The sequence below is a fragment of the Xanthomonas fragariae genome, assembly GCF_900183975.1.
Lineage (GTDB): Bacteria > Pseudomonadota > Gammaproteobacteria > Xanthomonadales > Xanthomonadaceae > Xanthomonas > Xanthomonas fragariae.
In genome coordinates this window covers 556028-572098 of the sequence record NZ_LT853882.1, presented here as the reverse complement: position 1 = coordinate 572098, position 16071 = coordinate 556028, and the positions used below count along the sequence as shown (strand labels likewise).

The window sequence follows — 16071 nt, the reverse complement described above, 5'->3', positions numbered from 1 at the left end:
GCATGAAACTGCTGATCACGTTGGTATTGGGTGTACTGCTGGGCGCAGCTGGTTATTGGTGGCTGGAACATAGCGCGCCGGAAGCAGAGACCACCATGTCATCGTCGAATACGGCGCCTGTGGCAACAGAGCGCGGCGCGCGTGCTGAACTGGCGGCATCTTCTGCACCAGCACCAGCACCAGCGGTTGCCGCCTCTGTCGCAGCTCCCGCGACCGATGCGGCTCCAATCAACACGTCTGTGGCAACAACGCCCGCGCCATCTGCTGACACCGCAGTTTCAGAAACCGGCCTGCTGATTCCAGTGCAAGGGATCAGCAACAGCCAGTTGCAGGACACTTTCACCGACGCACGCAGCGAAGGCCGCGTGCACGATGCCATCGACATCCTTGCGCCGACCGGAACACCGGTGGTTGCAGTTACGGACGGCACGGTCGAGAAACTCTTCACCAGCGAACGCGGCGGCTTGACGCTGTATCAGTTCGACCCGAATGGCACGTATTGCTACTACTACGCGCATCTGGAAAGCTACGCCGATGGCTTGGCTGAAAAACAGTCCATCAAGCGCGGTCAGATTATTGGCTATGTCGGCAGTACCGGCGACGCGAATCCTGCGGCACCGCATCTGCATTTCGAAATCCATCGCTTGGGTCCAGAAAAACACTGGTGGAAGGGCGACGTGTTGAATCCTTACCCCGTGTTGCATGGCGATCAAACTTTGCAGTGATGCGATGGCTCGGTCATGCACACGAAAGAACACGCGGCAGGTAGCGGGCGCGGTCCCTTGCCGACCGTTGCAAACCTATATTTGTAGTCCACGCTCAGCAAGGTGTTGTCGGTAAGGTCGGCATCGATGATCGCCGAGCCGATCTTCTTGCGCAGGTTGTAGCGGTCCATGTCCAACTCGCCGTCCTGAGACACGCCGACCACGCGAGCGCGCATATTGCCGTTGGGCGTCAGCGGCACGGTGACGTCGACCACGCTGCGGGTCTTGTTGAAATCGCCACCACCCGCCAACACCGTGCCGGTGAAGTCGCTGTTGAACGCATGCTTGCGCACCAGGTTGATCGATGCCGACGGATTCCCCGAGCCGGTCAGCAAATCGGTCGCGCCGCGCAGCACTTCAACGCGGTCGTACAACGTCGCGTCCAGCGCCGAGTCGCCATAGCTCCAGGTCTGATCCGGGTAGGCTGGGATTCCGTCGAACTGGTAGCAGTCGATGTAGAAACCGCGTGCGAAGAACTTCACCCGCTCGCTGTCGCTGAACGAATTTTTGCTGCTACCACGCACCCAACCCGACGATGCTGGGGGCACCCTTCAAGGGCTGACCAGCAGGATCCGCGTATCGGTGCTGGCGAACGCTGCGCACTGAAACGCACAACGCTGCGTTGAACGATGACGCATCGCGCGTTGAATACCACGCGACAAAAAAGCCGGCTTTCGCCGGCTTTTTCTTCAACTCAAGACGCAAAGCATTACAGCGCCTGGGCCGCCGCGACCACATGCTCGGCGGTGATCTTGAAGTACGCATACAACTGATCTGCCGGCGCCGAGGCACCGAAGGTGTCGATGCCGACCACATCGCCATCCAGGCCCACGTACTTGCGCCAGAAGCCGGTCACGCCCGCTTCCACCGCCACACGCTTGCGCACCGCGTTCGGCAACACAGACTCGCGATAGGCCGCATCCTGGCGATCGAATACATCGGTGGACGGCATCGACACCACGCGCGTCTTCAAACCGGCCGCATCCAGAGTCTTCTTGGCGTCCACCGCCAGGCCAACTTCCGAACCGGTGCCGATCAGGATCACGTCCGGCGTACCGCCTTCGGCATCGGCCAGCACGTAACCACCACGTTCGATCAGTTTGAGTTGCTCGGCGCTGCGCGGCTGGTGTTGCAGGTTCTGGCGACTGAACACCAGACAGCTAGGGCCGTCCTTGCGGGTGATGGCGGCTTTCCAGCTGACTGCCGACTCCACCGCATCGCCCGGGCGCCACACATCGTTGTTAGGGATGTAGCGCAGCGAGGCCAGGTGCTCCACCGGCTGATGGGTCGGACCGTCTTCGCCCAGGCCGATCGAATCGTGCGTGTACACGTGGATGGCATGCGCCGGATTCAACGCGCTCATGCGCACGCCGTTGCGTGCGTAATCGCTGAACACCAGGAAGGTGGCGTCGAACGGAATGAAGCCGCCATGCAGTGCCAGACCATTGGCAATGGCGGTCATGCCGAACTCGCGTACGCCGTAATACACGTAGTTGGCATCCGGGTCATCGGTAGCTACCGACTTGCTGGCCTTCCACAAGGTCAGGTTGGAATGCGCCAGATCGGCCGAACCGCCGATCAGTTCGGGCAGCAGCGGCGCGAACGCTTCGATCGCCAGCTGTGAAGCTTTGCGCGAGGCGATGGTCTGAGCGTCCTCCTGCGCCTTGGCGATGTAGGCATCGGCCTGGGCGATGAACTCGGCCGGCAGTTCGCCATGCGAGCGACGGATCAGTTCGTCGGCCTGGCTGCCGTACTGCTTGCTGTACGTATCGAACAGCTGCTCCCACTCGGCCTGCCGCAACGTGCCGGTGCCATTGGCGCGCCAGCCGGCATAGATTTCTTCCGGAATTTCGAACGGGCCGTACGGCCAGTCGAGCGCCTTGCGCGCGCCTTCCAGTTCTTCCTTGCCCAGCGGCGCGCCGTGCGAGGATTCCTTGCCGGCCTTGCTCGGCGCGCCGAACCCGATCTTGGTGCGGCAGCAGATCAGGGTGGGCTTGTCGGTAGTGTCCAGCGCGGTTTCGATGGCGGCCTTGATCTTCTCGGCGTCGTGTCCGTCCACATCGCCAATCACGTGCCAGCCGTACGCTTCGAAACGCTCCGGGGTGTTGTCGCTAAACCAGCCGGCAGTGTTGCCGTCGATGGAGATCTGGTTGTTGTCCCAGAACGCGACCAGCTTGCCCAGGCCCCAGGTACCGGCCAGCGACGCAGCTTCGTGCGAAATTCCTTCCATCATGCAACCGTCGCCCATGAATACCCAGGTGCGGTGGTCGACGATCTGCAGCTCCGGGCGGTTGTAGCGCTGCGCCAGCAACTTCTCGGCCAGCGCGAAACCGACTGCATTGGCAAAGCCCTGCCCGAGCGGACCGGTGGTGGTCTCTACGCCGGGGGTTTCGCTGCGCTCGGGGTGACCGGCGGTCTTGCTGTGTAGCTGACGGAACTGCTTGAGCTGCTCGATCGGCAGGTCGTAACCGGACAAGTGCAGCAGCGCGTACTGCAGCATCGAGCCATGCCCGTTGGACAGCACGAAGCGGTCGCGGTTGAACCACTGTGGGTTGTTCGGGTTATGGCGGAAGAAATCGTTCCACAGCACTTCGGCAATATCGGCCATGCCCATGGGCATGCCGGGATGGCCGGATTTGGCGGCTTCGACCGCATCAGCGGCGAGAAAACGGATGGCGTTGGCCAGCTGGCGACGGGTGGGCTGGGTCATGGGCGTCTATGGGAAGAGGAGCTGCTTATTCTCCCACAGAGTGTGTTAGCGGAAGGGGGCGTCGGGAATGAGGAATCGGATGCAGTGTTGCCAGTTGGTCTATGACGCCACCGGCCAAAGCAGCCACTGTTGCGATCGCGAGAGCTCGCATCACAGCTGCCGATCGCAACAGCCCGCTTTAGCGATTGCCCACTCCCGACTCCCTATTCCTCGCCCTTGACCACCAACGTCGTCAACACCAGATCACCCGTCACATTCAACGCGGTGCGGCACATATCCAGAAAGTGATTGACGCCCAGGATCATGCCGATGCCAACCGGGTTGACGCCGACCATCGCGCAAATTAGCGCTACCACCGGCAGCGAGCCGGAGGGCACGCCGGCGGTGCCGATGCCGCCCAGGATGCAGACCAGCATCACCATGAATTGCTGGCCGATACTCAGGTCCACGTTGAAAAACTGCGCCAGGAAGATCACCGTCACGCCTTCGAACAACGCCGTGCCGTTCTGGTTGGCAGTAGCGCCCACGGTCAGCACGAAGCGCGACACGCGCGGCAGCAAGCCCATCTCATCGGCCACGCGCAGAGCGGTCGGCAGCGTCGCGTTACTGGAGGCCGTGGAGAACGCCATCATGGTGGCCTCCTGGCTCTGCTTGAAAAAGCCGATCGGCGAGCGCCCGGCGAACTTCACCGCCAGCCCGTAACTGACCACCATGTGCAGACCCAGCGCGAGCACTACCACGCCGACGTAGGCGCCTAGGCGAATCAGCAGGTCGAATCCGAACAGCGCAGCCAGATTGAACATGAAACACGCCACCGCATAGGGCGCGAGGCGGATTACAAGGCCGATCAAGGTCATCGAGATTTCGAAGATACCCTCGATGCCGCGCTTGAGCGTTGCGACCTTTTCATCGTCGGTGAGCACCATGCCCACACCGAACATCACCGCGAAGAACATCAGCGACAGGATCGCGCCGTTGCTGGACGCCGCGGCAATCACATTGCTGGGCACGATCGACAACAACATGTCCATGCCCTGCGGCTGGGTGCCGGAGCTGGAAATGATCTCGCGGGTACGCTCGGCGTTTTCCTGGATCAACTGGTTGGCCAGTTGCGGATCTACGCCCGCCCCAGGCCGTAACACGTTGACCAGCACCAGGCCAAGCAATACCGCCACACCCGACAGCACGACGGTGTAGCCCAAGGTGCGCCAACCCACGCGGCCGAGCGCTCGAATGTCGCCCATTTCGGAAATGCCCACTACCAGCGCCGAAAACAGCAGCGGCACAATCAGCATGAAGATCAGATTGAGGAAAATCTGCGAGAACGGCGTGGTGATGTACTTGGTCACCACATGCACCCAGTCGGCGTCGCTGCCGGCCAGGTAGTAGACGGCCAGACCCAGCAATAGGCCGACGGCGAAACCAATGCCCATCTTCCAATGAAGGGACAGGCCCGGGCGGTGGGTGGCTGGGGGTGCAGTCATCTGGTCGGGCCTCGATCTGGACACAAAGACCGTAGCTTAACAAATGCCATCGCTGCGGCCATCTCCCCGGCCTGCCGCAGCGCACCTGCCCACGGGTAGGTACGCCCTAGGCGTGAGATGAGGGAGGCAGGACTTGGAGCGGGTGACAAAAATTTACCGACTACGGGACTGCGGCGCTCGGAGCAACGGGTGCGAGACCTTGCAATTCTGAGCGCGCCGTCCGCGACTATCCGTCAGTTGCTTACCGCGCTTTGCAAGCCGGTCGGAGCGCTGCTGATGCAGCGCAGCCACTCAGGGCGATGGCGGATACAGCGGCGCCAGCACCTCCGGCTCCGCAGCTATGGTATGCCGCCAGCGCGGCCCATTGGCGAAGGCCTCGCACAATACCGCACGCGCGCCTGTCACGTCGCCATCGCTACCCCAACGGGCGCGCTGCATCTGCGCCACCGCTGCCCGCTGCGCCGGATCTGCCAACGCCGCCAGCACGCTGTCGATATCGGCAACACCGGCCATGCCGCACAGCACGGCGGCCACATCATCCATGCCGCCGGTATCGAGCGCGCGCCGCAACTCGGCCATGCCATGGGTCGCGCGCCGGCCGGGCGCAGGCACATCACCGCCATTGATCACCGCCACACCGGGCGAACCGCCGCGTGGCCGCAGCAAAGCCCACACCAGCGTGACGATCCACAACAGCGCGAAACCGATCGCCGCCGCGATCCAACCCCACGGCCGTTGCGCGGCCGACGGTTGTTGCAGGCTGAGCATGCTGGCCGCCGGAGCTGGCGCAGCGTGATTGGCTGACGGCATCGCAGCTGGTGCCGGCGCAGGCGTCGCAAAGGCGCCGCTGCCCGCAGCCACATCCAATGTGAGATCCGGCAACGACGCGGTCTTTGCCGCCGCCGCGCCGACATCCCACCACGCCACTTGCAAGCCGGGCACCACCAACGGGCCGGCGCGGTTGGGCACGATCGAATAACGCCGGGTCAGCCGCAGCTGTGGCGAGCCGTCAACGAAACGTTCTTCGTACTGCGCCGGCTCAGCGAACACCTGCGCATCGGGCACGCTCGGGGTCGGCAATTCCGGGAACTGCGCCTGGGTGGCACCGCGTGCGTCAGCTTCCACCACAATCTGCGCCGCTTCACCGGCAGTCGCGCGCTGCGGCGTGGCGGTATAGCGCAACTGCAAGCGACGCAGCGGCAACCATGGCTGTGGCGCGTTGGCAGGTTGCGCGCGCACCTGCAACGGAATGCTGGCGCTGCGCGCACTCAGCTCGCCATTGCCGCGACCGAAGTAATCGTCGAAAAACCCGCCGACCGAACGGCCACTGAAACGCGCAGAGGGCAGCACCAGACGACCACTGCGCTCGGGTACCAGCAGATAGCGCCGCTCCACCACGTTGTACTGGCGATTATTGATCAGCCTGACCGAGCTGACGTCATCGCCAACACGTTGCATCGATGCACCATCGGGCGCCTCCAGATCCAGTTCACCAGACGCCAGCTGGGTAGCCAGGTACAAGCGCACCACCACACCCACGCTCTGCTGCACGTAGGGCTGCGGGTCGTCCACCTGCGTTTCGACAAAGGCATCTTCGTTGCCCTGCGCCGCTGTCGGCCCGCTGACGGCGCCATTGTCGCTGCCGGCATCGTTTGCAGATGCGACCACCTGCAGCCGTAGTGGCTCGGTGCGTTCATTGCCGACGCGTATCGCCGGCACGATCAGCTCGCCGCTCTTTCGCGGCGTCAGCACCACACCGAACAATGCGCGCACGGCCACCGAGCCGTAGGTCACCTGCATCTGTTGATTGGCGCTCTTGGCACCCAGCGCAAAGTCGTTGCGTAGCGGCGTGTAATCCGGCTCGACACCCCGTTGGTCGGTCTCGATATTCAACGTGACCACGTCGCCTGTGTTGGCGCTGTCGCGATCCAACCACGCGCGCGTTACCGCACCCACCGGTGCGCAGGTAAGCAGCACCACGCTGGTCAACATGCCAATCACCGCGCGGCGCAAGTGGTGTGTGCCGATCATCGTTCGTCCCGTTGCCTGCGTTCGTGTTCGAGCCTGAATTTGGTTCGCAGCAAGCTGCCCGGATCATCCGGCACCCGCCGCAGCCATGCATCCACTGCCTGGCGCTGCGCGCGTTGTTCGGGCGTCTCGCTTGAGGCGGCGGCTTCCTGCTTGCCGTTTGCATCTGCACGCTTGTCGCCGGCCTGCGCCATGGCTTGCTGCATCTTTTGCCGCTGCGCGGCGTCGGCCTGTTGCTGCACTTTTACATCGGACGACTGCGGCTGTGCGTCCTGCTTACTGTGCTCGCCTTGCCCATTTTTGGACTGTTGGTCTTGCGACTTTCCGTCCTGCGGCGTCTTCGAGTCAGATGGCGGATCCTTGCCGTCCTGCTTGCCTTGCGTGTCCTGCTTGTTCTGCCCATCTTGGCCGGACGTTTGATCGTCCTGCTTGTTCTGCTTGGACTGACCTTGGCCGGGTTTGTTCTGACCAGATTTGTTCTGATCGTTGGATTGGCCTTTGCCGTCCTTGTTGTTTTGCTGCTGGCGCTTGCGCGCAGCATCGACCGCCGCACGATTGGCGATCGCATCGAGCTGATTGGGATGTTGCTTCAGCGCACGGTCGTAGGCCGCAATCGCCTCGTCGTACTGGCCCTGTCGCGCCAACGCGTTGCCGAGGTTGTACAAACCCTCATCGGTCGGCACACCTTCAAAGGCACTCTGCGCCGCCGCGAAATCGCCTTTGCGATAGGCCTGCACGCCGGCATCCAAGCGTTGTTGCTGCACCTGATCGGCGCGCTGCCACAAGGTGCCATCGGCAGCGTGTGCCGGCGGGGAAAGTGGTAACACGCACACCAATGCCAGTACCGCCACGACCGCGCGTCGTCGAAACGCCAGTAGCGCCAGCAGCATCACCGGCAGCAGCAGCCAATAGCCTTCGTCCAGCCAGGTCTTGCCGCCATTAGACTCTGCCGTTTCATCTGCCAGCGGCTGTTGCGAAAGATCGAGCACCCCCAGTGCACGCAGATCCGAATCGTCGGCCGCAATGCGCGCATAGCGGCCACCGCCCTGCCCGGCCAGATCGCGCAGACTGCCTTCATCCAGTTTCGCCTGCGTTATCTCGCCGCTCGTCGTGCGATAGGCAGCCCCGCGCTCGCCACCCACACCGAGCGCAGACACCTTGAACCCACGCGAGCGCGCCAGCCGTGCGGAACTTTCGGCCGACCGATCCGCGCTATCGCTCACCAACAAAATAGCTCCCTGCTTGAAGCCTGCTTGCAGCAACAGCCGGGTCGCCGCATCGATGGCGGTATCGGCACGCTTGCCGTCCACCGGCATCACCGATGGCGACAGCGCATCCAGAAACAACGCTACATTGGCGGTGTCTTCGGTGAGCGGCGCAACCGTGAAGCTTTCGCCGGCATAGACCAACAACGCGACTTCGCCACCGGCGCGCTTGCGCAACAGAGTGGCCAATTTGGCACGCGCCTGCAGCAGGCGCGATGGCGGCAAATCGGTCGCGTTGATACTGGACGACAAGTCCAGCACTACGACCAAGGGCGTGCTGGAGTGATACACCGGTCGCTCGGTCTGCCGCCAGCTCGGTCCGCTCATCGCCACCACCGCCAGCGCATACGTCAGCGCCGCCAGCACGAACCCCAGCCAGCCACGCCGGCCACCGGCGACCAGCAACTTGGGCAACAGATGCGCATCCACATTCTGCCGCCACACTTCCGCATCGCGTCGACGCCACTGCCACAGCACCGCTGCCGGCACGATCACCAGCAGCGCCCATAGCAACGTCGGACGCAGCATATGCAACGACTGCAACAAGCCTGTCAGCTCAGTCAGCGCGTTCATCGCCATCTCCGCGGCAACACGTAGGCCAGCAGCGCAATGATGATCGCCGCGCCCAATGGCCAGTAGTAACGCTCCACGCGCGGTTGCACCGATGGCCCGAGCTCCTTGACCGGCTCAAGCCGATCCAGCTCGGCGTAGATGCCAGCCAGCTCTTCGGTGTCGCGGGCGCGGAAGAAGCGCCCACCGGTCTGCTCGGCAATCTTGCGCAGCCCGTCTTCATCGATATCGTCGTTGCCACCGGCCGGAATCGGCACGCCGAACAACGAATAACTCCCACTGCCGCCGAACGCGATCGTATGCACACGCACACCTTCGGCTTTGGCAAGTTCGGCGGCCTTTAACGGATTGACCACGCCTGCTGTGTTGACGCCGTCGGTGAGCAATACCACCACGCGTTGCCCCTGCTTCTGCTCGCGCAGACGTTTGACCGACAACGCGATCGCATCGCCAATCGCGGTTTCGCGCCCGGCCAGCCCCACCACGCTATCGGCCAACTGGTCGCGCACGGAGGTCAGGTCTGCGGTTAACGGTGTCAGTGCATACGCGCGCTGGCCGAACACCAGTAGGCCGACGCGATCGCCATCGCGCCGATCCAGAAAATCTGATAACACCGCTTTGGCGGCCGTCAGCCGATCCACCACGTTGCCGCCGAGCACCATGTCCGGCTCGCTCATGCTGCCGGACAGATCCACCGCCAGCATCATCTGCCGCGCCTCGCGCGGTGGCTGAATTACTTCGCCTAATTGTTGCGGACGCGCAAGCGCCGCGCACAACAGAAACCAACCCAACCATGCCAGCCAGCGCGGCATCCGCAGCGCAGACACGCGTTGCGCCCGCGCAACCGCATGCAACTGATCCGCATACGGCACGCGTAGCGCGGCTGCATCAGCGCGGCGCTGCGGCCAGAACCACATCAGCAACGGCAGTGGCAACAACCACCACGCCCACGGCCACCCACAGTGCGCAAACGCGTCCTGCCATTGCGACCACTGCAGCCAGTTCATCGCTGACCCCGCATCAGACTCACGAAGCGCTGCCGCGCCAGCACTTGCACCGCATCCAGGTCGGCAACGACCGGTGTGCGTTGAAAACCGCCGTCCAGGACGGCCCGGCCCGGACCCTGTGAAAACGTATGGCCCTTGCTGTTACGTCCATCCAGAAACTGCAACCACGCCTCGCCTTGCAGCCGATCGGCTTGCGCATCGACAGTACGAGCCGCCCGCCGCAACAGCACCGACAACCTCGCCAAGCGCTGTGCAGGTGTTGTTGCGCTCTGCAGTTCGGCATCGAATGCTGCCAACCAGCGGCGTTGCTGACGTCTGCGGCGCCACCACCAGAACCATGCGGCACCAAGCACCAGCACGACTGCGGCGATCACCAGCCACCAGCCAAGCGACAGTGGCCACCACGATGGCGACGGCGGCAGGTGGACATCACGCAGAGGCAGCGATTGCGGTGCCACCGTCATCCACCGCACCCGGTCGTGCTGCCGCCCAACCAGGCGTCGCTGGTATCGTCGGTAGACAGGCGGTGCAGACGCACACCCCGCGCGCGCAGCAGCGAGGTGAGTTGTTCCAGCGGCGCTACGAATTCGTCCTGCCAGCGCGCGCATCCGGCCTGGCTGGAGAGATCTATCGCAATGCGTTCGCCACCTGCATCGAATGCCAGTGCGCGTGCAGGCGGCGCCAGCTCCAATGGGTCGACCAGAACGATCACTACCACCTCATGATGCAAGGCTAAGCCCGACCAGCGCGTGGTGGAAATCCTGCTGGCACTGCGTGCATCGGCCAGCACGGTCAGGCGTGCACCGGGACGTAACAGGCGCGCGGCATGATCCAGCGCAACATCCAGTCCCGCATCGCCGTGCGGCGGTTGCGCATACCAACGCGTCAATGCATCCAGGATCGGCAACACACCGCGTTGACCGGAACGCGGCGCAATCGGCGCCTCGCTGGCAGTGCCGCGCAGTGCCGCGATCCGGTCGCCTTGCCGCAGCGCCAGCCACGCCGCAACGGCGCCGGCGCGTGCCGCCTGCACCGATTTGTAGCGCACCCGCGTGCCGAAAAAGAGCGCCGGCGAGGTGTCGGCAACGATCAGGCTCAAGCGCTCGCGCTCGGCCTGGAATAATTTGGTATGTGCCCGCCCGGTGCGCGCGGTAACGCGCCAATCGATGTGCCGCGCATCGTCGCCTGCCACATACTCGCGTGACTCGGCGTACTCCATCCCGCGCCCGCGCGTTGCCGCCGGCACCGGTCCGACCAATCCATGGCGACCGCGCCCCGGTTGCCCGCGATGGATCGCGGTACCGCGCAGAGCGATCAACTCCGCAAGGCTAGGGCGCAGGCCATCACCGGCGACGGACGACGGAGCGATTTCAGGGGACGAAGAAGGCATCGAAGACATCGGAGTTTGGCAAGAGGGCGGCATACCTCAGCGAAACGCTACCTGATCAGGGCAGCGGAATCTTTTCCAGCAACGCGGCAACCAGACGCTCGCCATCCCACCCTTCGGCGGTGGCTTCATAGCTGGGCAGCACGCGATGACGCAGCACGTCCGGCGCGATTGCGCGGATATCGTCTGGCGTTACGTAGTCGCGCCCGGCCAGCCACGCGCGCGCGCGCGCGCAACGCTCCAACGCAATCGAGCCACGCGGACTCGCGCCCCAGGCGATCCGCCGCGCCAACGCCGGGTCGTAGCGCTGCGCATCGCGCGAAGCGAGCACGATCTCGATCAGATAGCGTTCCAACTGCGGCGCCAGATGCACGTCCAGCACCACACGTCGTGCAGCGAAGATATCCTCCAGCGGAATCTTGTCGGGCACGGTCTCGTGCTTTTCCAAGGTATCGCGCGCAGCCTCGCGCGCCAGGCGCAGGATTTCCGCCTCCGCATCGGCCTGCGGATAGCCGATGCGCACATGCATCAGAAAGCGATCCAACTGCGCCTCGGGTAAGGGGAAGGTGCCCTCCTGCTCGATCGGGTTCTGCGTCGCCATCACCAGAAACAGCTGCGGCAGCGCATACGTATGCCGACCGACCGTGACCTGGCGCTCGCCCATGGCTTCCAGCAGCGCCGACTGCACCTTGGCCGGGGCACGGTTGATCTCGTCGGCCAGCAGGATCGGATGGAAGATCGGCCCCGGCATGAACTCGAAGCGGCTGTCCTGCGGCCGCCAGATCTCGGTGCCGGTCAAATCGGCAGGCAGCAGATCCGGCGTGAACTGTACCCGCGCGAAGTCGGCCTCCAGCCGCGAGGCCAGCGCACGGATCGCAGTGGTCTTGGCCAGCCCGGGCGCGCCTTCGACCAACAGGTGGCCATCGGCCAACAACGCGATCAACAGCCGCTCGACAAGCGCCGATTGACCAACGATGCGCTGCGCCAGCGACTCGCGCAGCAAAGTGAACTGACGATGCAACCGGTCCTCGGAGGGGGCGGCAGCGGCTTCTGGGGGTAAGAGCGGCGGTGCGTTCATAGACCCAGTGTGACCGATTCGAACGCGATTGGTTCACTCGGTGGCTCCGAGACCGTTCAGTGAGTGACACAACGCATGGTTGTTGCAGTTTTGACGCAAGCACCACGTTGACATTCACACATGCCACGCATCGAAATTATTCGACACAGGGAGTCCGCAGGCTCCCTTCTAAGACGCTCACGGTGAGGTTCGGCAAAGCCGCTACGCCTTCGCCATCTGCGTACCGGGTGTGCGATCGATAGGTCACGATACCTCATGCCTGAGGGCTGGATCAGTAGCGCTTCGACCAAACGGGAAGCAAGGTCATCAGTGGGCCAATACGCGAGAGCTTGCAGTGTTCAGCGGATATCCCTGAGCTGCATCAGCTTGACGAGATCCAGTAACGAGCCGTCTTTTTCATCATGAAGCGGAGCGAAAAAAATGTGGAGCCACAAGAGCAGCAATCGTCGGGCGCATGCCCAAAGCACTTACCAAAGCCTGCCAGAGCAGGCGACTGGCCGGCCGGCGATCCCGGGCACCGGTGCGTCCGGAATGTCGTCGCCCTCGGAGCCCTCTGGCGTCCTCAGCCAATTTGCAGCCCGACCGAGTAAGCTCCGTCGCACCGAGGCATCTGGCGTGCTTCCGGCGCCGAACGGCACATCAATATCGTTTCCCTTCGCGCTGGAGCACGACGACCAGCCCCCCAACAGTCATCTTCATCAATCTCCACTTTGGCGCGCTGATGCGCCTGAGCCCCAAGGGGCAACAGAGCAGCGGCCTGCTTCTGCAGACGTCGCAGTTAATAGGGAACGTCGGGCGCCAGCGGATCTTCCATCAACTTTGGACGCTGGGTCCAGCAGCTTGTCCGCCCAGCGCAGTAGGTTATTCGCCAAGCTAAAAGACAAGATGCAAAGCGGGACCGGGCCATCAGGTTTCGATAAGCTCTGTAGAGCCGACAAGGAACTCATCACCGAGTTTGTAGAAGGCGCCGAGAAGGGGGAGGGCAGCTTCACGACCGTAAATGGCTACCTCAGTGTCTTGATAAATTTTGGCAAATGGCTCAGCCAGGAGAACAAGGGTAGTCTGCAAAGCTTTGTGTCCAAAGACAAAAACACGCAGACAGCAGATACCTCTAATTTCCAAAAATGGACCAAAGGCGCTCGTCTGGCCGCGGCACTGACGCATCTGCGTCAAGTGGCATCTCCAACCCACGAACCGATAAAGATCCGGAGCTATAGCCGCCATAAGGCTACTGAAGGTGATGAAGCATTCATCAATAATGCGCTTTCTACCATGCCCGATTATGCAGCCTCATTGCGTGGACTCAGTGAGTGGCTCTATATCAACCGTAAAGAGCCATTATGCAAACCGGGCAGACTGCACTCCCAAGCCTTGAGGGACGACGCCAAAGCCTTCGCAACAACGCGCTTGGGGGGCAGTCAAAAGGCGGTTAGGGCGCTGTGGCAATTGGAGACCTTTTACGACACCGGAAAGACGGACGTAGTGAAGAGGCTTAATACCCGTAATCTCCCCAAAGACGACCAGCAACTCATCGAGCAATATAAACATAAATTATGGGTGGCCAGCGACGGAAAGACATACCCTAACAAGGAAACCTACGCTGGTAAGAAGTCATCCTATGCGCGCCGATTCAGCGCCTGGCTACAGGCACAAGGAAAGGATTCGATGGCGTCGCGTTTGCACGACCCAACATTGGATACCGATTTGGATCTCTATAAAGCTACCAAGGAATCAATTTACCACTGTGACATAATAAGCATGCTGAGGCAGGTGCGCGAAATGCCTACTCCTAACGTGCAGCCGCCCGGCCTTGGAAGCAGTGCTGAACCGTCGGGGTCTTCTTACCCTTCCATGGTTGCACCCACTCATTCGGGTGGTGCGCCGCAGACGTCGCACAGCTGGGATCTCAATATTTCCGCGGAGGAGCTGGTGGGACCTTCAGGGTCAGCCCCGCCCGAGCCGCAGGCGCCTCAACGTAGCTGGGACCTCAACATGCCCGCGGCGGAGGTGAGTGGAGCTTCGGGCTCAGCCCAGTCCGAGCCGTCGAGTTCCACCCTTGCATTCAATCGGGATGCACTGCATCCAGAAGCTACAGGGCCGCAGCGCACCACCGCTATGTCGCAAGCGTCACTACCGACATTCAACGAGGATGACACTGGACCCAACTGAAAACGTGGTGCATAGCTTATTCCCGAATGGCTATTGCGTTATGGGGCTTGCGAGCAGCAGATCGGTTGTATCTGCGGCATGCAGTATCGCGTTGTCGCGATACCGAGCGTGACCAACACGTGGAGCCAGCCCCATGATCTCTCTTCGCTCCTTCGAGGTGGCTAAGCGGTTCGCTCTGTGCGTGTGAACACTGCGCACGGCTCATCGTCGATGCGGTGCGCTGACATCGCGCCAAGAGCGGCCAACAAAACCCAGGAAGCCGCCGTCAGCAGATAATGGAACGGGCCAGCGGGAACAACGCCAGGTGGAGATCCATGCAGCCGGTCCTAGGCGGACGCGGCAGCAGCTTCTGGAGGTTAAGAGTGGCAGTGCGCTCATAGTCCCCAGGCCGTTCTAGAGCGTGTTATGAACTTTGAAAGAGGGTGGCTGCATTTCCAAGCATCAGGATCGTGAAGACGACGAAGTGCAAACCGGCCAAGGTTTCCGGCAATCGCTCGTAGTCGCGTGCCAGCCGTCTGAAACGATTGGCCCATCCGAAGCTGCGCTCGACAACCCAACGGCGCGGCAGCAAGACAAAGCCTTTTTTCGCTTCTTGCAGCTTGATCACTTGCAACTCAATGCCTTCTTCCGTGGCCGCCTGCGCCGGTTCTTGACCGGTGTAGCCCTGATCAACAAAGGCGATCTTGACCGTTTCACCGGTCACGTGTTGTACCTCTTGTGCCAACGATCGGACTTGCGCGCGCTCCTGCTCATTAGCCGGCGTCACCTGGACAGCGAGCAGATGTCCAAGCGTATCGACGGCCATGTGTACCTTGCTGCCTTTCTTGCGTTTATAGCCATCGTATCCAGCACGCGGCCCGCTTTCGCAGGTGGACTGCAGCGTGCGAGCATCGAAAATGACCGCGCTCGGCTGGCCTTTTTTCCCTTGCGCCACACGCAAGAGTGAGCGCAGATCACTGACCATGGCCTCAAAGCAGCCCGCTTGCAGCCAGCGCTGTGTTTGCTGATACACCGCTTCCCAGGGCGGAAAATCGTTGGGAAGCAATCGCCATGGTGCGCCGGCGCGCGCGATCCACCGCAGTGCGTTGAACATCGCGCGTAGCTCATACTTGCGCTGCGGTGCCTGCACGTCCATCAGCGTCAAATAGGGAGCCGCAAAGGCCCATTCTTCGTCGGAAATATCGGTGGAATAAGGCTTACGAGGCTTCATCCGTATACGTTAGCGTGACAAGGGCAAAGTTCATAACACGCTCTAGTCAGTGACACAACGCATGGTTGTGGATGTTTTGACACAAGCACCACGTTGACATTCACACATGCCACGCATCGAAATTATTCTGCAGGGAGCCCGCAGCCCCTTTTTACTAAAACACTTACGTTGATGTTCGGCAAACCCACTACGCCTTCGCAATCTGCGCACCGGCTTTTCAATCGATCGATCACGATTCTTGATACTTGAGAACTGGATAGTGAGAGCTCGATCAGCAGCGCTTCGACCAGACGGGAAGCAAGCTCATCAATTGAGGCCAATGCGCGAGAGCTGGCGTTGTTCAGCGGGTATCCCTGAGCCGCATCAGCTTGACCAGATCCAGGAACAAGCCGTCTTTTT

General features: G+C 62.1%; 11 protein-coding genes and 1 pseudogene. 2 read left to right on the top strand and 10 right to left on the bottom strand.

What is annotated here, in order from left to right:
* The first annotated feature begins 2 nt into the window (after nucleotides 1-2).
* Complete coding sequence (locus PD885_RS02565) at nucleotides 3-725, top strand: M23 family metallopeptidase (protein WP_088056626.1); 723 nt, start codon at nucleotides 3-5, stop codon at nucleotides 723-725.
* A gap of 74 nt (nucleotides 726-799) precedes the next feature.
* Here PD885_RS02565 and PD885_RS02560 read toward each other — a convergent pair.
* The 9 genes and pseudogenes from PD885_RS02560 to PD885_RS02520 all read right to left on the bottom strand — a co-directional run.
* Nucleotides 800-1267, bottom strand: a pseudogene (locus tag PD885_RS02560) (TonB-dependent receptor plug domain-containing protein); the annotation flags it as partial.
* 206 nt (nucleotides 1268-1473) lie between these two features.
* Nucleotides 1474-3474, bottom strand: a complete 2001-nt coding sequence (gene tkt, locus PD885_RS02555) for a transketolase (protein ID WP_002802476.1) — start codon at nucleotides 3472-3474, stop codon at nucleotides 1474-1476.
* Between the two features lie 203 nt (nucleotides 3475-3677).
* A complete protein-coding gene (locus PD885_RS02550; RefSeq protein ID WP_172402109.1) occupies nucleotides 3678-4958 on the bottom strand; it encodes a dicarboxylate/amino acid:cation symporter in 1281 nt (426 codons plus the stop codon).
* Between the two features lie 291 nt (nucleotides 4959-5249).
* Complete coding sequence (locus tag PD885_RS02545; RefSeq protein WP_002802474.1) at nucleotides 5250-6989, bottom strand: BatD family protein; 1740 nt, start codon at nucleotides 6987-6989, stop codon at nucleotides 5250-5252.
* Nucleotides 6986-8824, bottom strand: coding sequence for a vWA domain-containing protein (locus PD885_RS02540; protein ID WP_088057094.1), 1839 nt, complete (start codon nucleotides 8822-8824; stop codon nucleotides 6986-6988). Before PD885_RS02540 ends, PD885_RS02545 begins: the two co-directional genes overlap by 4 nt.
* Nucleotides 8821-9828, bottom strand: coding sequence for a vWA domain-containing protein (locus tag PD885_RS02535; protein WP_002802471.1), 1008 nt, complete (start codon nucleotides 9826-9828; stop codon nucleotides 8821-8823). The genes PD885_RS02540 and PD885_RS02535 overlap by 4 nt, the downstream gene beginning before the upstream one ends.
* Nucleotides 9825-10286, bottom strand: coding sequence for a DUF4381 domain-containing protein (locus tag PD885_RS02530; protein WP_002802470.1), 462 nt, complete (start codon nucleotides 10284-10286; stop codon nucleotides 9825-9827). The genes PD885_RS02535 and PD885_RS02530 overlap by 4 nt, the downstream gene beginning before the upstream one ends.
* Before the next feature lie 2 nt (nucleotides 10287-10288).
* Nucleotides 10289-11251, bottom strand: coding sequence for a DUF58 domain-containing protein (locus PD885_RS02525; RefSeq protein ID WP_040762011.1), 963 nt, complete (start codon nucleotides 11249-11251; stop codon nucleotides 10289-10291).
* Nucleotides 11252-11273: 22 nt separating this feature from the next.
* On the bottom strand, nucleotides 11274-12293 hold the full coding sequence (locus PD885_RS02520) for an AAA family ATPase (RefSeq protein ID WP_002802468.1): 1020 nt from the start codon (nucleotides 12291-12293) through the stop codon (nucleotides 11274-11276).
* Nucleotides 12294-13133: 840 nt separating this feature from the next.
* Here PD885_RS02520 and PD885_RS21875 point away from each other — a divergent pair.
* The gene (locus PD885_RS21875; RefSeq protein ID WP_231892684.1) at nucleotides 13134-14462 is read left to right on the top strand and encodes a hypothetical protein; all 1329 of its coding nucleotides are present in this window, start codon (nucleotides 13134-13136) and stop codon (nucleotides 14460-14462) included.
* A 403-nt stretch (nucleotides 14463-14865) separates the two neighbouring features.
* Here the strand turns inward: PD885_RS21875 and PD885_RS02510 are convergent, their stop codons facing one another.
* Nucleotides 14866-15672, bottom strand: coding sequence for an IS5 family transposase (locus tag PD885_RS02510; RefSeq protein WP_002802516.1), 807 nt, complete (start codon nucleotides 15670-15672; stop codon nucleotides 14866-14868).
* Nucleotides 15673-16071 lie beyond the last annotated feature (399 nt).